The sequence below is a fragment of the Staphylococcus sp. HMSC072B07 genome, assembly GCF_001815505.1.
Classification (GTDB): Bacteria; Bacillota; Bacilli; order Staphylococcales; family Staphylococcaceae; genus Staphylococcus; species Staphylococcus simulans.
In genome coordinates this window covers 21,145-41,622 of sequence record NZ_KV820907.1, presented here as the reverse complement: position 1 = coordinate 41,622, position 20,478 = coordinate 21,145, and the positions used below count along the sequence as shown (strand labels likewise).

Annotated in this window: 18 protein-coding genes; 5 read left to right on the top strand and 13 right to left on the bottom strand. The window is 35.2% G+C overall.

Translation table 11 applies throughout. The features are described from left to right. The first annotated feature begins 158 nt into the window (after window positions 1-158). Both plsY and HMPREF3031_RS05475 read left to right on the top strand, forming a co-directional pair. Window positions 159-767 (top strand): glycerol-3-phosphate 1-O-acyltransferase PlsY, encoded by a 609-nt coding sequence (gene plsY / locus HMPREF3031_RS05480; protein ID WP_023015251.1) that lies wholly within the window; start codon window positions 159-161, stop codon window positions 765-767. Window positions 768-952: 185 nt separating this feature from the next. Next, entirely contained in the window at window positions 953-1,249 is a 297-nt protein-coding gene (locus HMPREF3031_RS05475; RefSeq protein ID WP_002480863.1) for a HesB/YadR/YfhF family protein, read from the top strand. Window positions 1,250-1,313: 64 nt separating this feature from the next. On the opposite strand, the gene menI is transcribed toward HMPREF3031_RS05475, so the two are convergent. The 3 genes from menI to HMPREF3031_RS05460 form a co-directional block, all read right to left on the bottom strand. Further along, the gene (menI, locus tag HMPREF3031_RS05470; protein WP_002480862.1) at window positions 1,314-1,775 is read right to left on the bottom strand and encodes a 1,4-dihydroxy-2-naphthoyl-CoA hydrolase MenI; all 462 of its coding nucleotides are present in this window, start codon (window positions 1,773-1,775) and stop codon (window positions 1,314-1,316) included. A gap of 119 nt (window positions 1,776-1,894) precedes the next feature. Then, on the bottom strand, window positions 1,895-4,600 hold the full coding sequence (gene acnA, locus HMPREF3031_RS05465; protein WP_002480861.1) for an aconitate hydratase AcnA: 2,706 nt from the start codon (window positions 4,598-4,600) through the stop codon (window positions 1,895-1,897). A gap of 263 nt (window positions 4,601-4,863) precedes the next feature. After that, window positions 4,864-6,489 carry a BCCT family transporter gene (locus tag HMPREF3031_RS05460; RefSeq protein ID WP_070724686.1) on the bottom strand — a complete coding sequence of 542 codons (1,626 nt, stop codon included), beginning with the start codon at window positions 6,487-6,489 and terminating at the stop codon, window positions 4,864-4,866. 380 nt (window positions 6,490-6,869) lie between these two features. Here HMPREF3031_RS05460 and mscL point away from each other — a divergent pair, with 380 nt between their 5' ends. Next, the gene (gene mscL, locus HMPREF3031_RS05455; RefSeq protein ID WP_002480859.1) at window positions 6,870-7,241 is read left to right on the top strand and encodes a large conductance mechanosensitive channel protein MscL; all 372 of its coding nucleotides are present in this window, start codon (window positions 6,870-6,872) and stop codon (window positions 7,239-7,241) included. 58 nt (window positions 7,242-7,299) lie between these two features. Here the strand turns inward: mscL and sbcC are convergent, their stop codons facing one another. The 7 genes from sbcC to sosA all read right to left on the bottom strand — a co-directional run bounded on the left by sbcC (window position 7,300) and on the right by sosA (window position 15,604). Continuing rightward, entirely contained in the window at window positions 7,300-10,338 is a 3,039-nt protein-coding gene (sbcC, locus tag HMPREF3031_RS05450; RefSeq protein ID WP_002480858.1) for an exonuclease subunit SbcC, read from the bottom strand. Then, window positions 10,335-11,462, bottom strand: a complete 1,128-nt coding sequence (gene sbcD, locus HMPREF3031_RS05445; RefSeq protein WP_002480857.1) for an exonuclease subunit SbcD — start codon at window positions 11,460-11,462, stop codon at window positions 10,335-10,337. Before sbcD ends, sbcC begins: the two co-directional genes overlap by 4 nt. Before the next feature lie 278 nt (window positions 11,463-11,740). Further along, window positions 11,741-12,208 (bottom strand): CcdC family protein, encoded by a 468-nt coding sequence (locus tag HMPREF3031_RS05440; protein ID WP_002480856.1) that lies wholly within the window; start codon window positions 12,206-12,208, stop codon window positions 11,741-11,743. Window positions 12,209-12,369: 161 nt separating this feature from the next. Continuing rightward, window positions 12,370-12,600, bottom strand: coding sequence for a YneF family protein (locus HMPREF3031_RS05435; protein WP_023015255.1), 231 nt, complete (start codon window positions 12,598-12,600; stop codon window positions 12,370-12,372). A 174-nt stretch (window positions 12,601-12,774) separates the two neighbouring features. Next, complete coding sequence (tkt, locus tag HMPREF3031_RS05430) at window positions 12,775-14,763, bottom strand: transketolase (RefSeq protein WP_002480854.1); 1,989 nt, start codon at window positions 14,761-14,763, stop codon at window positions 12,775-12,777. 208 nt (window positions 14,764-14,971) lie between these two features. Next, window positions 14,972-15,214, bottom strand: a complete 243-nt coding sequence (locus tag HMPREF3031_RS05425) for a DUF896 domain-containing protein (protein ID WP_002480853.1) — start codon at window positions 15,212-15,214, stop codon at window positions 14,972-14,974. 156 nt (window positions 15,215-15,370) lie between these two features. Next, window positions 15,371-15,604: a DNA damage-induced cell division inhibitor SosA gene (gene sosA / locus HMPREF3031_RS05420; RefSeq protein ID WP_002480852.1), complete on the bottom strand. Its 234-nt coding sequence runs from the start codon at window positions 15,602-15,604 to the stop codon at window positions 15,371-15,373. A 144-nt stretch (window positions 15,605-15,748) separates the two neighbouring features. Here sosA and lexA point away from each other — a divergent pair, with 144 nt between their 5' ends. Together lexA and HMPREF3031_RS05410 are read left to right on the top strand one after the other, a co-directional pair. Further along, a complete protein-coding gene (gene lexA, locus HMPREF3031_RS05415) occupies window positions 15,749-16,372 on the top strand; it encodes a transcriptional repressor LexA (RefSeq protein WP_002480851.1) in 624 nt (207 codons plus the stop codon). A 341-nt stretch (window positions 16,373-16,713) separates the two neighbouring features. Next, the gene (locus tag HMPREF3031_RS05410) at window positions 16,714-17,397 is read left to right on the top strand and encodes a phosphoribosylaminoimidazolesuccinocarboxamide synthase (RefSeq protein ID WP_070724684.1); all 684 of its coding nucleotides are present in this window, start codon (window positions 16,714-16,716) and stop codon (window positions 17,395-17,397) included. A 43-nt stretch (window positions 17,398-17,440) separates the two neighbouring features. Here HMPREF3031_RS05410 and HMPREF3031_RS05405 read toward each other — a convergent pair whose 3' ends face one another. The 3 genes from HMPREF3031_RS05405 to HMPREF3031_RS05395 all read right to left on the bottom strand — a co-directional run bounded on the left by HMPREF3031_RS05405 (window position 17,441) and on the right by HMPREF3031_RS05395 (window position 20,476). After that, the gene (locus HMPREF3031_RS05405) at window positions 17,441-17,962 is read right to left on the bottom strand and encodes an NAD(P)H-dependent oxidoreductase (protein WP_002480849.1); all 522 of its coding nucleotides are present in this window, start codon (window positions 17,960-17,962) and stop codon (window positions 17,441-17,443) included. Between the two features lie 142 nt (window positions 17,963-18,104). Next, window positions 18,105-19,517 (bottom strand): sucrose-specific PTS transporter subunit IIBC, encoded by a 1,413-nt coding sequence (locus HMPREF3031_RS05400; RefSeq protein WP_002480848.1) that lies wholly within the window; start codon window positions 19,515-19,517, stop codon window positions 18,105-18,107. Next, window positions 19,517-20,476, bottom strand: a complete 960-nt coding sequence (locus tag HMPREF3031_RS05395) for a carbohydrate kinase family protein (protein WP_002480847.1) — start codon at window positions 20,474-20,476, stop codon at window positions 19,517-19,519. The genes HMPREF3031_RS05400 and HMPREF3031_RS05395 overlap by 1 nt, the downstream gene beginning before the upstream one ends. Window positions 20,477-20,478 lie beyond the last annotated feature (2 nt).

The following is a 20,478-nucleotide window of genomic DNA, read 5'->3' as shown; positions in this document are numbered from 1 at the left end:
TTTCTTTCGATAAAAGATTTTGTTACTATGAAAATCGAACATTGTCGCTTAAACTATATATAACGAGAATGTGTCGTGAAAATAACAGAACAGTCCACTTCAAAGTCTTGGAGTGTGGTAAAATAACGTTATCGTCAATAAAGGAAGTGTCAAGGTCAATGATGATTGTACTCATGCTGCTGCTCGCCTACTTAGTAGGTTCATTCCCAAGCGGTATCATAATCGGAAAATTATTTTTCAAAAAAGATATAAGACAGTATGGAAGCGGTAATACCGGTGCTACTAACAGTTTTCGTGTGTTAGGACGACCAGCCGGATTTGCTGTAACTTTCTTAGATATATTTAAAGGTTTTATTGTAGTTTTCTTTCCACTATGGTTCCCAATCCATACGACAGGACCTATCAGTGAGTTCTTTACACATGGTATGATTGTCGGTGTATTTGCGATAGTCGGACATGTTTTCCCAGTCTTTCTTAAATTCAAAGGCGGAAAAGCTGTCGCAACCAGTGCGGGTGTCGTATTAGGTGTTGCTCCGATTTTACTCTTAATCTTAGCAGCTATCTTCTTTATTACATTAAAACTGACTAAATACGTATCCTTATCAAGTATCGTCGCAGCTATTTGCTGTGTCATCGGATCACTCATTATTCAAGATTATATCTTATTAGGTGTCAGCATCATCGTTGCTGTCTTATTGATTATCAGACACCGTACAAATATTATAAGAATCTTCAAAGGTGAAGAGCCTAAAATTAAATGGATGTAAATCACAAACCGGGACAAAATGTGTTCCGGTTTTTTTATAACTATACAAAATTTTGTCAAATCCGTTCTATACTTTTTAAAGAAATTGAGCATTTAAGGTTAATCATGGTGTTATAACGGTTATACTCTTATATATAAATCTTTATATGCAGCATAATATTTGGTAATAATGAGAGGAGTTTTACCATGGAATTGAAATTGACAGATAAAGCAATCAACTGGTTCAAAGATGAGTTTGAATTACCTCAAGAAGGAAAAGCCATTCACATCTTTGTGCGTTATGGCGGAGAACCTCAAATCAAACAAGGTTTCAGCCCTGCATTCAATATTGATAACCGCAATGATCAACCCATTGAAATTGGATTTGAACAAGACTATGACGGTGTAGACATCATTATTGCCGAAAAAGACTTATGGTACTTTGAAGATGTATCAATAACTATCGATGTTGATGACAAAGATGAAATTACTTTCAAATTTTAATAGCATCTCTAAACACATATAAAACTGGGGCATTCATATGTCCCAGTTTTTTGCGTTCATTTAATTATTGAATCCCATCAGTCACTTCAAATTGTTCGCCAGCTTTGTTTCGTTTTTCTACTTCTTGATAGACTTCGTGCCAGTCTGGGAAATAACGATCTAAACGAATCGGTGTATGCGTATCTTCTGTCATACATATCAGCTCAGTTGAACCTGTTGTCGCAATTTCTCCTTTTTCGTTATAAATTTCATAACGATATAAAGAGCGTAAACGTGAATAGCGTTCTACCCATGTTTTTATTCTTACTTTTTCAGGATAAGTCACAGGTTTAATAAACTTCACATCTAAGTGCGTGACTGGAGAAATGATGCCACGCGCTTCCATATCAGCATAATTAAAGCCAAGCTTGCTTATATAGTCTGTACGAGCAACTTCAAACCATGTCGCATAGTTCCCATGATAAATAAATCCCATTTTATCAGTTTCTTGGTATCTTGCTTCTATTTCAGTAATACTGTATATCATTTTTACGCCACACTTTCTATTCTCATTCCATGTTTTATCATAGCACAAAATGAAGAGGCTAAGACAGTTTCACACCATCTTAGCCTCACATCAAGTTCTATCAAAATAAGGTTGATGCCTTACGCATTTGCTAATTTATTACGTAATACAAGTTGTAAGATACCGCCATGACGGTAGTAGTCTAATTCAACTTGTGAATCGAAACGAGCGATTACATCGAATTCGATTGTTTCGCCATTTTCTTTTTTAGCAGTTACTTTAACTTTGTCATGTGGTTTTACAGATTCATCGATGTCTACTGAAATTTCTTCAGTACCATCTAATCCAAGGCTGTCAGCTGAGTCGCCGTCTTGGAATTGAAGCGGTAATACACCCATCATTACTAAGTTAGAACGGTGGATACGTTCGTAGCTTTGTGCAATAACTGTCTTAACGCCTAGTAAGTTTGTACCTTTAGCAGCCCAGTCACGAGAAGATCCCATACCGTAGTCGTTACCTGCTAAGACAACTAATCCAGTACCGTCTTCTTTGTATTTCATTGCTGCGTCATAGATTGGCATTACTTCGCCTGTAGGCCAGTAAGTTGTGAAGCCGCCTTCTGTACCTGGCGCTAATTGGTTTTTAATACGGATGTTTGCGAAAGTACCTCTTACCATTACTTCGTGGTTACCACGACGAGAACCGTATGAGTTGAACTCTCTGATTGGTACGTCATTTTCTTGCAAGTATTGACCTGCTGGCGTATCTTTACCGATTGCACCCGCTGGTGAAATGTGGTCAGTTGTTACTGAGTCACCGAATTTACCCATCACGCGTAGATCTTTAAGCGGTTCGATTTTTCCTGGTTCTTTTGATAAACCTTGGAAGAATGTAGGGTTTTGGATATAAGTTGAGTTAGGATCAAAGTCGTATAATGGTTGATCCGTAGTTTCAATTTCATTCCACATTTCGTTATTTGTGTATACATCTGAGTATTCTTCACGGAATAAGTCAGGTGTAACAGTGCTTTCAACAGTATCAGCAACTTCTTTGATTGATGGCCAGATATCATCTAAGTATACATCGTTGCCATCTTTGTCTTGACCGATTGGGTCATTTTGTAAGTCGATATCTACAGTACCTGCTAAAGCATATGCCACAACTAATGGTGGTGAAGCTAAGTAGTTACCTTTTACTAATGGGTGGATACGACCTTCGAAGTTACGGTTACCAGATAATACAGAAGTTACAAGTAAGTCTTCGCCTGAAATTGCTTTTTCAATTTCTGGTAATAATGGACCTGAGTTACCGATACATGTCGTACAACCATAACCTACTAAGTTAAAGCCTAATGCATCTAAGTACTCTTGTAAGCCTGAATCATCTAAATAGCCAGTTACAACTTTAGAACCTGGTGCAAGTGATGTTTTCACGTACTCAGGTACTTTCATGCCTTTTTCAACTGCTTTTTTCGCAACTAAACCAGCACCTAACATTACATATGGGTTAGATGTGTTTGTACATGAAGTGATTGCCGCAATAGCGATATCACCTGTTGTCATTTTAGCAGTGTGGCCATCTGCGAATTCGATTGTTGCTTCTTTATCGAATTCAGATTCGTCGAATCCGAAACCTTGGTTGCCTGCTGGTGCAGTCACTGCTTTTTCGAATTCTTGTTTCATGTCGCCTAATTTAATTAAGTCTTGTGGACGTTTAGGACCTGATAAAGAAGGTTCAACAGTAGATAAGTCTAATTCAAGAACATCTGTGTAAGAAGGATCTTCTTTTTCCACATCGAAGAACATATGGTTTTGTTTCAAGTATTCTTCAACTAATTCAATTTGTTCTTCAGTACGGCCGGTTAAACGTAAATATTTTAATGATTCTTCATCAACTGGGAAGAAACCACATGTTGCACCGTATTCAGGTGCCATGTTAGCGATTGTAGCACGGTCAGCTAATGGTAAGTGTTGAACACCAGGACCATAGAATTCTACGAATTTACCAACTACGCCTTTTTTACGTAACTCTTCAGTTACACGTAAAGCTAAGTCAGTTGCTGTTGCACCTTGTGGTAATTGGTTTTCTAAACGAACACCGATTACGTCTGGAATTGGGAAGTATGAAGGTTGACCTAACATACCTGCTTCAGCTTCAATACCGCCGACACCCCAACCTAATACGCCAAGACCGTTGATCATTGTCGTATGAGAGTCAGTACCGACTAATGTATCTGGGAATGCTACTGTTTCACCATCTACATCTCTTGCATGTACAACGTTAGCTAAGTACTCTAAGTTAACTTGGTGTACGATACCTGTTGCTGGTGGTACAGCATTGTAGTTATCGAATGCTTTTGTTGCCCAGTTTAAGAATTGGTAACGTTCGAAGTTACGGTGGAATTCTAATTTCATGTTTTGACGTAATGCATCTGGATTCGCATAGCTGTCTACTTGTACTGAGTGGTCAATAACTAAGTCTACAGGTACTTCCGGGTTAATTTTATTAATATCGCCGCCTACATCATCCATTGCTTTACGTAATGAAGCTAAGTCAACAACTGCTGGTACACCTGTGAAGTCTTGTAAGATAACACGAGATGGTTTAAATGGTACTTCACCTTCAGCGCCATCACCGAATTTCGCTAATTCTTTAATATGGTCATCAGTAATTACGAAGCCATCCTCTTGGCGTAATACCGATTCCAATAGTACTCGAATTGAATATGGCAATTTGTTGATTTTAGTTAAACCTTGTTCTTCTAATGACTGCAAATCGTAAAAAGTATACGTATTGTCGTTTAAAGTAAACGTTTTCTTTGCTTGCTCTTTTAAGTTAGAAGACATCTAAATCCCCCCTGATTAATATTATGCCTTTACTTAGATTGTATATTGATATGATAGCGAATACAACTGATATTCATTAAAAACCAAATGTTCATTGTTTTTGTTTTATAATCAGTATGTATAAGTATATCTTATCATATCCACTTCGTGTAATAAGTATCTATTATGTATTGAGAATAATTTTCATTTATTTAGCCTAAATAAAATTAAAAATGCGCTGCCTTTCAATTTAATAATTGAAAGACAACGCATCTAAAATTCAATTAAGAATCAAGATTTTGTGATTGTTGACGTACTTTACGTTTTTCTAGAATATCTTCTTCATAATCATGTTGTGAATATTTCACATATTCTTCTAAACGATGCTTATTAGGTGTCAATGTTAAGCCTAAGAACTTACGTTCACGGTTCGCATCTTTGTAGAAGGCAATCATCATTAATATGATCACAATGGAGAATGGCAAGGCACTGATAATCGCTGCACTTTGCAGTGAGTTCAAGCCTGTATCTCCACCTGAGAATAACAAGATGAACGCGATTAATGATTGCGCAACACCCCAAGTTACTTTAATGTATGATGCCGGTTCTAATGAACCATAAGAAGTCTGCATACCTAATACGAATGTAGCTGAGTCTGCAGAAGTAACGAAGAATGATGCAATCAATAGTAACGCAACAATTGATAATATAATGCCTAAAGGCAAGTGATTAAATACTGCGAATAATTGTGTCTCAGGTGACATTTCAAAGATTTCTTTGTGTTTTTTACCAGTTTCAATACCTAGTACACCAAACACACTGAACCAAATGAAGCTGACTAATGCTGGTACTAATAGCACGCCTGAAACGAATTCGCGAATTGAACGTCCTTTAGATACACGCGCAATGAACACACCTACGAATGGACTCCAGCTTAACCACCAGCCCCAATAGTATAGTGTCCAACCTGACATCCATTCACGTTTTTGTGGGTTTAATGCTGCTGTATCAAAGCTGTTGGCTAAGAATGTGTTCAACAAGCTACCTGTTGAGCTTGTCAACATGTCTAAGATTAGGACAGTTGGGCCAATAATTAATGCAACAATCATTAAGATTGTACCTAAACCGATGTTTAAGTTACTTAAGTATTGGATCCCTTTACTGATACCAGACCATGCTGATGCGATGAACATGATAGTCACAACAACGATAATAATACCTTGTACCCAAACATTGTTTGGAAGGCCGAATAAGTAATGTAAACCACCATTGATTTGTAGTGCACCCATACCTAATGATACTGCTACACCAACAACAGTCGCGAAGACTGCTAATACGTCAATGATAGTACCCACAGGTCCATCTACTTTATCTCCTAAAATAGGACGTAAAGTCTTAGATAATAAACCTGGTTCTCCTTTTCTGAACTGTGCATAAGCAAGTGCTAATGCTACTACACCATAAGTTGCCCATGCATGGAAGCCCCAGTGGAAGAACGTAGAACGTAACGCTTCAGTATAGGCTTGAGCTGTTTCAGGTTTCGCATTTGGCGGCGCCGCAAAATGTCCCATTGGTTCTGCTGCACCATAGAATACTAAACCGATACCCATACCGGCACTGAATAACATCGCAAACCATGAAATAGTATTGAATTCAGGTTTGTCGTTAGGCTTACCTAGTTTCAGTTTTCCAATTGGACTGAAGATAAGGAAAACACAGAAGAATACTAGGATTGTAGTTAAGATTAAGTAATACCAACCCAATTTATCGGTAATCCATAGTTTGATTGTATTTGTTACATGATCAAACTGTGATGGGAAGATTGCACCAGCGAGTACTACAATAAGTACAATAATTGAAGCGTAAATAAAGACTGGTGAGAGCTTCTTACCTCTTTGAGAAGAATCCATAATCAATTACTCCCTTTCTGATTTATTTTGTTGTCAATGATATGCTTTTGATATTTTATAACAAAATATCATTTTAGTGAAAAACCAAGTATAATCATAACAAAATCAAGTTGTATAGGCAAATTTAGGAAAATTGATTATACAATCGTATAAAAATTAATTTTATTAAAAATACATTGAGCAATAAACAACTTGATTTCTTACATTGAAATTATACATTACTTTAACATACCCTCTTACCAGATAAAAAACTAAGAATTTTTAACTTTTTTTAAGCAAACGCTTACTATTAGTAAAAAATCCAACATCTAAAAAAATGTATTTTATTACTTAAAACATTAATGTATAATTAACTTTAGTAAATTTAGGAGGACATACTCGTGTTTAAAGAATTTAAAGAGTTTGCGTTTAAAGGAAATGTATTAGATTTAGCTGTCGCAGTAGTAATGGGAGCTGCATTCAATAAGATTGTTACATCACTTGTCACTTATATTATTATGCCGTTAATCGGTTTGATTTTCGGAACAGTAGATTTTGCGAAAAACTGGTCAATGTTCGGTATTAAATATGGTTTATTTATTCAATCGATTATTGATTTCTTAATCGTCGCTTTTGCATTATTCTTATTCGTCAAAGTAGCTAACACTATGATGAAGAAAGAAGAAGTTGAAGAAGAACCAGAAGAAAATACAATCTTATTAACTGAAATCAGAGACTTACTTCAAAAACAGAATAACCCATCTGATCAATAAGATTTAGCACAAAATAAAAAGCAATGCCGCAATTTTAATAACTGCGGCATTGCTTTTTTTATTGAAATCTAAATTCTGCATGGCTTTGATAACCATTTGAATGAATCTGTAAAATACTTGGAATGCGTTGTTTTAACTCGCTGATATGAGAAATAATCCCCACCATTCGACCTGATGTTTTAATATTAATCAATGTATCCAATGCTGTTTCTAACGTTTCTTGGTCTAGCGTTCCAAATCCTTCATCGATAAAGATAGCTTCTAACGTAATACCGCCAGATTCTTGTTGTACCACTTCACTTAAGCCTAACGCTAAGGCTAATGCAGCTTGGAAAGATTCTCCGCCTGACAATGTACTAATCGGTCGTGATTTATTAGAATACCAGTCAAAGACTTCTATATCTAATCCACTGTAACCTACTGACACCGCTTCACTTCTCACCAATTTATACCTTTGATTTGTCATCTGGAAGAAACGTTTATTCGCATTATCAATAATCAAGTTTAAGTAATATCTCAACACGAAGTTTTCTAATGTTAATTTTTGAATATTTTTTCCAGATAAAATTTCTGAAAGTCTGAAAATCTCTTCTTGATCAGCTAATTCTTGCTGTAACGTTGTTATATTCTCTTTTAACGCCTTAAATTCTTTTTGATTAGATTGGATTTTGAATTCATGTTCATTCACTTGTCGCGTTTGCACATCTAACTTCTCTTTCGCCTCTTGAAGTTGCGCTTCCAAACTTTCTAAATCTGGTTCAGGTTGTCCTTGTATCAATTGTTTTAAATTCTCAATTTGGCTGGCTAGTTTAACTTGAGCGTCACGGAAATCTTTAATTTCTTGTTCAATAGATGCTTTCTCACTCATTTTTTCCAGAACATTTTTCACTTCATCTGGTGATTGAATACCTAGCGTTTCCATTTCTTTATTAGACTGTGTTTCTTGATTTTTGATTTGTTCTGAGAGTTCTGATAGACGCTCATTAACACTTTGAAGCGAGTTTTGTTTTAATGCAAAGTTTTGTTCAAGCTCTCTTATTTTTTCAGTTAACTTTGTCTGTTGTGTTTCATATTGACGGACTTCTTTTTCTTTAGTTTCATAATCATTTTTAAATGCCACTACATCTTTATATTCAGTATTTGATTCAAACGCTTTAATCAGTTTTTGCTGGTTCGTCAATTCTGCTTGTTGATTGGCTACTTTTAACTGTAATGACTGAATTGCTTCTTTAGTTTGTTGTTTTTGCTTTATTTTCTCTTCAAGTTCAGCATTAGCTTTTTGTTGTTGTTGTTTTATGGTTTCTGTATCTTTATATTGCTCCCTTAATGCTTCTATATCCACTTTGATTTTTTCAGTGCCATGTGTTTCTTCAAACGTATTGACTGCTTGTTGCCCGATTTTTATTTCTGTATTGAATTCGGCTGCTTTAGCTTTTAATTCATCTCTTTGTTTTTGTAAGTTTTCAAGCTCATGTCGATAAGCTCTTAATTGTTCGTAATCTACATGATCTGACAGTGATGTAATTTCATGACCACAAATTGGACATTGATCACCAGGTTCTAACATAGATTGTAATTTTCGAATCATTGTTTCTTGATTGTCTAATTCTAACTGATGTGTATTGAATGCTTTGATTTTTTCTTCTAGTTCATTTAAGGCCGTTTGATTTTCTTCTTGCTTTGTTTTTAGCCGTTCAATATTTTGTATTTGCTTTTGATATGTCGTAAAGGCAGTTTGATATTGTTCAGCTGCTTTAATTTCATTGTCAATTTCGAACAGTTTCTGGGTTAGTTGATTTACTTTTTCGTAATCCGGTTGAACTGTTTCATGACTTGAATCAAGTTGTTTTAAATGTGCTTGATGTTCATTTAATGCATCTTCTAGTTGTTTCACTTCAACTGTCAGCTCATCGATTAATTTATAAGCACTTTGATATTGAGATGCATTTTTATAAAAATATTGAGTTTCACTTATAAAATGTTGTGTTTGTTCGATTTGTGATTGATTTTCTTGTAATTGTTTTAACTGTTGTTTACTTTCTTCTAATTGCGTTGCAGTTTGTTTTAACTGTTTAGTTAAATTTTCAGATCTTTCTTGCGTTTGTGTGTAATCTTCACGCGATTGTTCAAGTGTCGTCAAAATTTGATGTAAAGGACGCACTTCACTCATTTGTTTTAAAAGTGTTTCTAACGATTCAATATGTTGTACTTCATTTGTTAAGTTTTGATACTTTTCTTGTTCTTGTTGTAATGCTTTGATGTTTTGATTCAGTTCAAGTGCTTTACGATACGTAGCATCTGCTTTTTCAAATTCATTTTGTTCTTTTTCTTTTTGTTTTGTCAGTTGTTTTAATAATGTTTCAGCTGTTGTTTCAAATTCTGGGATGTATAACATCAATTTATCTGTTTGAATACTTGGTGTTGTTTTCAAATTTTCTAAATGTTCATCTTCAAAAGTATCTACATTTTGCCAATGTTGCGCAATTGTTTGATAACGTAATTCAATTTGATGTTTTTCATCTTTAATCTCTTCTTCTAGTTGCTTTTTTAGGTGGTCAAAACGTACTGTGTTGAATAATGTACGTAAAATTGTTTGTTTCTCAGAACTTTTAGAGAATAAAAACTTTTTAAATTCACCTTGCGGCAAAATAAATAATTGTCTGAACTGACTGGCATTAACGCCTAATAATCTGATCAGATACTCTTTTCCTTGTCTGATTCGACTTTCTATAAGTTCATAGCCGTCATTTTTCCACTCGTAAATTAGTGCTTCGCCTTTTGTCTCGTTTTTATTTCCTTCTTTCACAAAGGGTGCTTGTCGGACGACTTTAAATAAACGATTTTTCAATCGAAATTCAAATGTGACAACCATTGGTGATTTACCATCTGCGAAATGGCTTCTAAGCTCTTTGCCTTTTCTGCTTTCTAAAGAAGCTTCATCAAACAAAGCATAGACAATCGCATCAAATAACATAGACTTTCCTGACCCTGTTTTACCGCTGATTAAAAACAGTTCGTTATCCTCTAGTTTAGAGAAATCTATTGTTTCGTCTAAGAAAGGCCCGAAGTTTTCTAAATGTAATGTCAATGGTCTCATGCTTCTTCACCTCGATTCATGCGATTTAACAAGTCATTAATTTTTTGTTCTTGTACTTTGCTTAATGATTTTTGTGTCATGCTTTCATAGAAATCCTCAATAATTTCTTTATCTGTCATTTGTTTAATCGCATTTTGTGTTTCATGTACTTCAAACGTTCGACTCTGATTAGATAGTGCTAATACGTTAGGATAGATTTGTTTTAAATTCATCATCGGATCATTAACATGTGAAAGTTGAGTTAAATTGAAATGGATGTAGTTTTCTTTATTTTTAACTTGTGCATTTTCTTGAATTGCTTCTTCATAAGTGGCATCAACGACTTCTAATTCTCTCAATGGTTTGAGTGGAATGAAAATAGATTCAATGTATCCTTCTTCATCTACAGTTAATTTACGATAACCTTTTGCTTGTTTCGTTTCTGAAAATGAGTACTGTAAGAGTGAGCCACTGTAATGAACAAAATCTGATTGAATACTGAATGGATGATGTAAATGGCCTAAGAGTACGCTATCAAATTGCTTCATAACATTTTCCGATATTTCTTCAACTGTTCCAATAGATAACTCACGTTCTGAATCTGACTTTATGCCGCCTGAAACAGTCAGATGACCGACTAATATATTAGTTTGATTAGAGTCTAATTGTGCTGTCATATGTTTTAAACAACATTGAATTGCTTGATCGTAGGACTTCAATTTTTCTTCTGGATAGAAATGCTGAATTTCTCCTAAAGTTGCGTATGGCAACATATAAAAATTCACACCATTAATCGTAATCGGTTCTGCAATGCGGTCTAAATTGGTGCGAATATATAAATGCGTATGCTCAAACCAGCTAGCTCCATAATTCAATCGTGTTCTGCCATCATGGTTACCGCTAATAATGATAAGTGGGATATTTAATGTTAAATTTAAAGTTCTTGTTGTTTCTTCTAATAATTTAACTGTTTCTTTATTTGGATAGCTCGTGTCATACAAGTCACCTGCAATGACAATGACGTCTGGTTGTTCTTCTTTCATCGCATTAATAAATTGGTTTAAAATGTAACGTTGGTCCTCTAAAAAAGATTGCCCATTTAAAATTTTACCTAGATGCCAATCGGCAGTATGTATGATTTTCATCTAATCACCTCTTTTATTGATTATAATACAAAACGTCCATCCCTTTATAGAGAATAGACGTTTATCATTGACTACTTATATAGCTTTTGAAATTTCGTAAAGGTATACACCATCCCAGCAATAATCGCTGAAATAATACCAATAACATGTTTGAGCTTCACTCCGAGTCACCTCACTTTATGCTTATTTCTTTACCCAAAATAAAAATAAACGATGCTTTACCAATCATTGCAAAACATCGTTTAAATTATATTTATTGTTTTATTTACTATTATCCATCAATCAGCTATTTGTTTTCTTAATTTTTTATATTTCATCAACATCGCAATTCGCCATGGTAAAATCATTGAAAATGCCAATAAGAAAAACATACCGCCGAGTTGACCTGGATCAATTTGACTGCTGATGACAAGTTTCATAACAGTACGAATCACTAGCAAGGAAATCAAAATGATTGGAAAGGCTTTCGAACGTTTCATATAAATCTCTTTGCCTTTTATCTCGAAACGAGATGTCCAAATCAATACAATTGAGAACATCAACCCAACTGCCATTGCTTCAAGTGCTTCAAGTCCTGTAATTCTAAAATAAGGAATAACATACATCAGTGCACCTGTAGACATAAAAATCGGCGGCAATATGAGTTTCTTCTCATTGACTGGATATTGTTGTGCTTTCATTCGTAATATAATAACGCCGATACTCATTAAAAATGCGACACCGACTGAGAATATAAGATATAACACCGTGACACCTTCTTTTCTACATTAAGTCTATCCTGAGAAATCATTTCATAGTATATCATTTTGTGTCTATATTTCCATATCAAAACGATTGAAAATGTATAAATACAAATAAAAAGAAAGCTATATGCCGCTGCACACAACTTTCTTTTTATAGATACTGATTATTTCATTTTTTGATCCATGTTTTTGTTCATCATCGTCATCATTTGATTGATTTTCTTTTGAGATGGTTTTTGGCCCATTTGCATCATCATCATACGTAACATCTCTTCGTTGATAGGAGGATTCTTTTTAAGATAATCCATCATATATTTTCTTGCTAGGAAGAATCCACCAACTAAACCGATGATAAGTGCAGCAATGATTAATAAAATTGCTATCCAAGTTGCCATTGTCTCACCCACTTTCTTTATCCTTTAGCATTTTACTAAAATAATTTCATCTTTTCAAGTTGAATCGATACTAAAACATAAGAATAAGAGCTATTCCTAGCTCATTGAAACGCTAACCGCTATTTTGGGTGTTTCAATTGTAGAATAGCTCTTATCTTTATCTTAATTCAAAACTTATAGGTTATTCAAAAGTTTTAAAACATTTTCTTTAGTGAAGCCATATTTTTCAACAACTAATCCGCCTGGTGCACTTGCGCCGAAACGATCGATACCAAGTACTTCGCCTTCTAAGCCGACATATTTATGCCAACCTAATGAAGAAGCCATTTCAATCGCTAAACGTTTTTTAATTGTTGGTGGGATAACTTCATCTTGGTAAGATTTTGGTTGTTGTTCAAATGCATGCCAGTTCGGCATAGAAACAACACGTACTGAGTTGCCGTTATCCGCAAAAGTTTTTGCTGCTTCTACTGCTAAGCTTACTTCTGAACCAGAAGCTAATACAAGATATTCTGGATTTTCTTCAGATTCATATACTACATAAGCACCTTTACGTACACCTTCTTCTACTGTTTCTTTAGAAACATCTAATACTGGAAGGTTTTGACGTGTTAATACTAATGAAGTTGGTGTTTGTTCACTCTCTAATGCAACTTCCCAAGCTACGCGTGTTTCGTTACCATCTGCTGGACGAATCACATTCATATTAGGAATTGCACGTAAACCTGCTAATTGTTCAATCGGTTCGTGAGTTGGACCATCTTCACCTACAGCGATTGAGTCATGTGTAAAGATAAATGTTGAGTTAAGACCCATAATTGCTGAAAGTCTTAATGCTGGTTTTAGGTAGTCACTGAACACGAAGAATGTCGCACCGTAAGGATTTACTCCACCGTGTGCTGCCATACCGTTTACAGCTGCTGCCATCGCAAATTCTCTAACACCAAACCAAATATTTTTACCTTCAGGTGTATTGCGATCATAGTCTGGTGCATCTTTAACATTTGATTTGTTTGAACCAGCTAAGTCTGCTGAACCACCGAAGAATGAAGGTACAGATTTGCTTAGTGCTTGAATGACTTCACCTGAGTCTGCACGTGTAGCACTTTCTGAACCGACTTCGAATTCTGGTAATTCTGCTTCATAGTTTTCAGGTAATTTACCAGCAATCGCATCTTTGAATTCTTGTGCTAATTCTGGATAAGATTCTGCGTATTTTTCAACTAAAGCTTTCCATGCTTCTTCGTTTTCAGTTGCACGTGTCAACATAGTTTCATTGAAGACATCATAAACTTCATCCGGAACGTAGAAACGTTTTTCTGGATCCAATTTATAGTTTTCTAATGTTAATGTACGTTCATCATCACCAAGTGGCGCACCATGTACACCATGTGTACCTGATTTATTTGGTGAACCGTAACCAATAACTGTTTTAACTTCAATCATAGTTGGACCATTTTGTTCTTTAGCTTTTTCAATGGCACTATTAATTTCTTCTAAATCATTACCATCTTTAACTAAGATGTGGTTCCAACCATATGATTCAAAACGTTTTTTGATGTCTTCAGAGAATGCTTTATCAAGATCACCATCAAGTGAAATATCATTTGAATCGTATAACACGATTAATTTGTCTAATTGTAAGTGACCTGCTAATGAAGCTGCTTCATGAGAAATACCTTCCATCAAGTCACCATCAGAAGCTAAAACATAAGTGTAATGATTTACGACTTCAGCATCTGGTTTGTTGAATTTACCTGCTAAGTGGTTTTCTGCCATTGCCATACCTACTGACATTGCGAAACCTTGTCCAAGTGGACCTGTAGTTACTTCGACACCTTGTGTGTGTCTGAACTCAGGATGTCCTGGAGTTTTAGAATCCCATTGTCTAAATTGTTTCAATTCTTCTAATTCTAAGCTGCCTGATACATGTAATAGGCTGTAAAGTAATGCAGAACCGTGCCCTGCAGATAAGATGAATCTATCTCTGTTAAAGTATTCATTTGAATTAGGGTTAAAGTTCAAATGTCTTGTCCATAATGTGTATGCCATTGGTGCAGCACCCATCGGTAATCCTGGGTGACCAGAATTTGCTTTTTCAATTGCATCAATACTCAATGCTCTGATTGTATTGATTGCAAGCTCATCTCTTTTATCGAACATCAATAAAACTTCCTTTCTATACAGCATGATTTTATGCCATTATACATTAAATTAGTTAAGTTTAACATTTATTGTCCTCATGAAATCGCTATCAAATATAATAAAAGTGATTAAAACAATCAAAATATACATTTTCATGAAAAAAGAGCCTTTAGAACATCAATTATTCTGTTCTAAAAGCTCTACATTTATTGTAGTATATTGAGTTTTATTGTCTTTTATTTTGCTCACGTTGTACTTGTTTTAATTTTTCTGGTGTTACATCATTTCCCTCAGGATCTAATACTTTTGTATTTTCAATTTGTTGTTTGAAACCTTCGCGGAATGTTTCAAGATATTTTTGATGTAACTCTGCTCTTTCTTTCGCTTCTTCTTTTGTTAAGCCTTCTTCTTTTTTCTTCTTAGAAAGTTCATTAATACGGTTAATTGTTTCTTTATGTTGATCTGCCATGCTATCGACCTCCATTAGTCTGATGATTATTTATCTTAGCAAACAATCGCTCAAAATAAAATCAATATGTTCTACTAAACTTATTCCCACTTACAGCAACCTTACACCATAGAACACATCGTGTTAGCAGTATAATCAATACACTTTATTTTTAAATCAGTGAACAGTTGCGACGATAGGTCTGTTATTTTGTTCGCCCTGTTCTATATATTGTTGCTCATGTTCGGCTTTTTGTTCTACCTTAGTTGGAAGTGTATGATCTGTCATTTCGTACACTTGTTCCTCATTACTTGACTGCTCTGCACCGATTAAAAACGCTGAAACTAACATAAAAGACATTAACAATACTGCTGTATATAGTAAAAAACTAGTTTGATATTTCCTAATCATTATTCGAACACCCCTAGAACATTTGTTTGTATTTAAACAATATCAGAACGATTGTTCGGTGTCAACACTTTTACGAACAAATGTTTGTAAAGGCTATATTAACGTGATATAATGAGAACAAACTAGAAGAGGATGTGCATATAAATGACTGAACTTACGAAGCGTCAAAGCGAAATTTATGAATATATAAAACAAGTCGTTCATACAAAAGGTTATCCGCCAAGTGTCAGAGAAATCGGTGAAGCAGTCGGACTTGCTTCAAGCTCTACTGTACACGGGCATCTATCACGATTAGAAAGCAAAGGGTATATTCGTCGTGACCCTACAAAACCACGCGCAATTGAAATTGTCAGCGACCAAATTGAAGATGCTGCTGAAATCGAAGGTACTATCCATGTACCAGTTATTGGTAAAGTCACAGCCGGTGTCCCAATCACAGCAGTAGAAAATGTAGAAGAATACTTCCCATTACCAGAACACTTTACATCAACACATAACAGCGACATTTTCATTTTAAATGTTGTTGGAGACAGTATGATTGAAGCTGGTATTTTAGATGGAGATAAAGTCATCGTCAGAAGTCAGACTATAGCAGAAAACGGTGATATTATTGTAGCTATGACAGAAGATGATGAAGCAACTGTAAAACGCTTCTACAAAGAAAAACATCGTTATAGATTACAACCTGAAAACAGTACAATGGAACCTATTTACTTAGAACATGTAACTGTTTTAGGTAAAGTTGTAGGTCTATTTAGAGAGCTATAGGCAATCGTATCTGTTCATAGGCATATCATCTCTTCTTAATTTTTGTTCGTGACAAATTATTTAAATTCAAATTAGATTAGTAAACTACTAACACCCCATAATGTCCAAAATTCATAGACATTATGGGGTGTTTTTAATTATTTTGTTGTGTTTATCTCCGTTCTGTTATTTTTTATACTTTGCATAAATAAATTGCAGCTTAAAGCAGCTTTAGTCTTGCATGCACCTTGCCTTTTTAGCTTAAAATGCAGCAATGCCATCATATTTTCATACTTTTGTATTTATATAAAAGAGAAATTCACTTATACTAAACATGAGTAATACTTGAGGAGTGAGATGAAATGGATTTAATTTACAAAGGTAAAACAAAAGATGTCTATCAAGACAAATATGGTGAAATTGTTCTTTTCTTCAAAGATGATATGACAGGAAAAGATGGCAAATTTGATCCAGGTGAAAACCAAGTTGGCTTAACTGTTGAGGGTTCAGGTAAAGCTGGTCTTAAAATGACAAGTTATTTCTTCGAAAAAATCAACGCTGCTGGTATTCCAACACATTATATCGACGCAAATATTGAAGATCGTCAAATGCGTGTTAAAAAAGTATCAGTATTCGGTCATGGATTAGAAGTTATTTGCAGATACCGCGCAGTGGGTTCATTTATCCGCAGATACGGTGACTATATCGAAGAAGGCGCACCACTTAACGCATATGTAGAAATGACTTTAAAAGATGATGAAAGACAAGATCCACTCATCAACAAAGCAGGTCTTGAAGCGTTAAACATCTTAAAACCAGGTGAATACGACGAAATTGCTAAATTAACAGTAAAAATTTCAGACATCATTAAAGAAGAGCTTGCACAAAAAGGTTTAGAACTTTACGACATTAAATTAGAATTTGGTCGCGATGAAAAAACTGGCGAAGTTTTACTTATTGACGAAATCTCTGGCGGTAACATGCGTGTGTTTGATAAAGACGGCAAATACATTGAACCTTTAGAGTTTGGAGAGTATTTATTCTAATTAAACGAAAGCTGAGATCGTTTTTTGATCTCAGCTTTTTTATTTATAAGGCTTTCACAAATTCTATATAGTGCTTGCTGCCTTCAATCAATTCGTTTTTCGTCGCATGATTCACTGTACCATATTGTTCAAAGTGTCCTTTATATTGGGCACCGATATAATTAAAAGTCGCAACGAATGGTGAAAGTAATGTGTCTAACGTGAATCGATTCGAACCTTCTTCTGAATAATCTTCTTCTAAACTGCCAACTGTCGTCGCAATCGCAAATTTTTTATCACGAAGTTTCGTTCCTTCTGGACCATATGCAAAATTAAATAAAAATACTTCATCTTGATATTGTTTCAATAATGGCGGACTACTATACCAATACAATGGAAATTGGAATACTATTGTATCGTAACTCATTAATCTTTCTTGTTCGCGTGCAACATCAATGTTTCTGTCAGGGTACAATTCATATAAATCGACAACATCAACTTGTTCGCTTATCAAAGCATTTTTCCACATACGATTAACTACTGAGTTTTCCATATCTGGATGGATAATAATGACTAATTTTCGCATCTTTGCACTCCTTTGATCTTCTTCAATACTCGAAATGATTATAACTTTTAAACATTTCTTTTGCCATGATGCTTCACAAAAATTGCGAACATTTTCTATTAAAAAAACTGTTAACCACAATTTGTGATTAACAGTTTATCCATTATTTAGCTTCCTTGATCTCCTCAGCTAATTTATCACTATATCCAAAGAACCAAGTTAATACAAAAGCTGTCGCAAATGAAATTACTAATACTAATAAATAAAGTGGCAATTGGCCAATATCTTTTAAGAATAATAAGATACCTGGCAATACAGTAATCGCCATACCTGATGCTTTTAAGTGGAAAAGTGCTGCGAAGAATCCACCTACTGCTCCACCAATCAAACCACAAACAAAAGGTTTAAAGTAACGTAAGTTTACACCGAAAATCGCAGGTTCTGTAATACCAAGTAGTGCTGAAAATGCTGAAGGTAAAGCTAACGCTTTTAATTTCGCTTTTTTCGTTTTAAGTCCTACCGCAACAGCTGCTGCGGCTTGAGCTGTCATAGCTGCTGAAATAATCGGATTGAATTCATTATAATGGAATTTTTCTAACAACTGAATTTCCATGAAGTTAAAGATGTGATGTACACCTGTAACCACGATAATTTGTTGGAAGAACCCAATTAAAAGTCCAGCGATACCGAATGGTAAAGCAAGTACCCATTCTGTTCCTGACAATATAATTGTTTCAATTGAATGGAATACAGGACCAATCACAAATAATCCTAAAGTAATCATCACAAGTAAGACTAAGAATGGTGTCACAATTAAATCAATCGCATCTGGAATACGTTTTCTCAATGCTTTTTCAAACTTAGCACCAATTAAACCAACGAAGAATGCAGGCAATACTGAACCTTGGTAACCGACAATCGGTATAAATCCAAAGAATTTAATAGCTTCTGCTGAACCATCACCTACTTCATACGCATTAGGCAATGCTGGGTTTACGAGCATCAATCCTAATACGATACCTAAAACAGGACTGCCACCAAAGACTTTAAAGGCACTCCAAGCAACTAATGCAGGCAGAAACGCAAAGGCAGTATCCGTCAGCACTTGTGTGAACAAAATAAAGTTTTGTGGGATATCTTTAGCTGTCATGCCCATCCAGCTTAAAATTTGGTCGTTCATTACGACACCGCGTAGTCCCATAAACAGACCTGTCGCAACTAAGACTGGAATAATCGGTACGAAAACATCACCGAACACACGAATCGCTCGTTGAAATGCATTGCCTTGTTTGGCACCCGCTTCTTTAACCTCTGATTTCGAACTGCCCTCTACACCTAATTGTGTAATTTCATTATAAATCTTGTTGACGGTACCGGTTCCAAAAATAATTTGAAATTGTCCCGAGTTATAAAAGGCACCTTTTACTTTTTCAATTTCTTCTACTTCTGCTTGATCTACTTTTTCATTATCTTTGACCATGATTCTTAAACGCGTCGCACAATGGGCAAGAGATTCAATATTTTCCTCTCCACCCACTGCTTGAATGACCGCTTCTGCTATTTTCTTATCACTCATTACTTTTCACCTCTCATAAACGTTGTCGTTTGTGTTTTTGTCGGCAGACTTTCTATCGCACCATATGCAGTAGTTGTTAATGCGCCGACCGCATTCGCAAATTTTAAAAATTGATGACTTTCTTCAAAAAGCTTGTGCTTACCATGTGTTAATAACTGATAGTTGATGGCACCGATAAAGGCATCACCCGCACCAGTCGTATCTAAAACTTCTACATTAAAACCAGTTTCTTGTGCAATTAAGCCTTCTTTTGTATAAAGCGCAGCACCTGCTTTGCCTTCTGTATAAATAACAGCTTCTACATTGCCTTTAAAAAGCGAATCGATTGCTGCTTGTTTATCTTTAATACGCGTAATAAACTCTAATTCTTCATCTGAAATTTTGACAATATGTGCTTTAGGTATAAATTCTAATACAGTATGGTGTAATGCATCTAAATCATCCCAAAGCGGGAAACGCAAGTTCGGATCAAAAACAATAGTCCCTTTTGCTTCTAACATTTGATCGATCAACATGCGGTGTGTTGCTTTCATTGGACAATCTACTAAATCAACCGAACAAAAATGCAGAATATCTGTCTCATCAAAGGATAAATCTGTTAACTGATCCGCTTCCAACAACATATCTGCTGAAGGTTTACGATAAAACGCAAAGTCTCGTTCACCCGCTGCGGTTAAGCTGACAAATGCAAGTGCTGTATTCGCTGTGGATGTTTGTTTCAAATACTGCGTATCGACACCAACATCCTTGAGTTTATCTTCTATTTTCTCGCCGAATGCATCATCACCGACTTGTGTAACTACTGCCGCATCGCCGCCTAATTTTGCGACACAACTTGCGACGTTTGTAGGTGCACCGCCGACTTGTGGTGAAAACTGTGTCACTTCTTTTAATTTCGCATCACGTTCACTAGGGATAAAATCGATTAATGCTTCTCCAACTGCATATAATTTATTCATGA

Bases quoted from the DNA above. Each gene is read 5' to 3' on its own strand.
- sbcC (WP_002480858.1), bottom strand. From the start codon at position 10,338: ATGAGACCATTGACATTACATTTAGAAAACTTCGGGCCTTTCTTAGAC.
- lexA (WP_002480851.1), top strand. From the start codon at position 15,749: ATGACTGAACTTACGAAGCGTCAAAGCGAAATTTATGAATATATAAAA.
- tkt (WP_002480854.1), bottom strand. From the start codon at position 14,763: ATGTTCGATAAAAGAGATGAGCTTGCAATCAATACAATCAGAGCATTG.
- acnA (WP_002480861.1), bottom strand. From the start codon at position 4,600: ATGTCTTCTAACTTAAAAGAGCAAGCAAAGAAAACGTTTACTTTAAAC.
- HMPREF3031_RS05435 (WP_023015255.1), bottom strand. From the start codon at position 12,600: ATGGCAACTTGGATAGCAATTTTATTAATCATTGCTGCACTTATCATC.
- HMPREF3031_RS05395 (WP_002480847.1), bottom strand. From the start codon at position 20,476: ATGAATAAATTATATGCAGTTGGAGAAGCATTAATCGATTTTATCCCT.
- HMPREF3031_RS05405 (WP_002480849.1), bottom strand. From the start codon at position 17,962: ATGCGAAAATTAGTCATTATTATCCATCCAGATATGGAAAACTCAGTA.
- HMPREF3031_RS05475 (WP_002480863.1), top strand. From the start codon at position 953: ATGGAATTGAAATTGACAGATAAAGCAATCAACTGGTTCAAAGATGAG.
- HMPREF3031_RS05400 (WP_002480848.1), bottom strand. From the start codon at position 19,517: ATGAGTGATAAGAAAATAGCAGAAGCGGTCATTCAAGCAGTGGGTGGA.
- HMPREF3031_RS05410 (WP_070724684.1), top strand. From the start codon at position 16,714: ATGGATTTAATTTACAAAGGTAAAACAAAAGATGTCTATCAAGACAAA.
- plsY (WP_023015251.1), top strand. From the start codon at position 159: ATGATGATTGTACTCATGCTGCTGCTCGCCTACTTAGTAGGTTCATTC.
- sbcD (WP_002480857.1), bottom strand. From the start codon at position 11,462: ATGAAAATCATACATACTGCCGATTGGCATCTAGGTAAAATTTTAAAT.
- HMPREF3031_RS05460 (WP_070724686.1), bottom strand. From the start codon at position 6,489: ATGGATTCTTCTCAAAGAGGTAAGAAGCTCTCACCAGTCTTTATTTAC.
- sosA (WP_002480852.1), bottom strand. From the start codon at position 15,604: ATGATTAGGAAATATCAAACTAGTTTTTTACTATATACAGCAGTATTG.
- HMPREF3031_RS05425 (WP_002480853.1), bottom strand. From the start codon at position 15,214: ATGGCAGATCAACATAAAGAAACAATTAACCGTATTAATGAACTTTCT.
- menI (WP_002480862.1), bottom strand. From the start codon at position 1,775: ATGATATACAGTATTACTGAAATAGAAGCAAGATACCAAGAAACTGAT.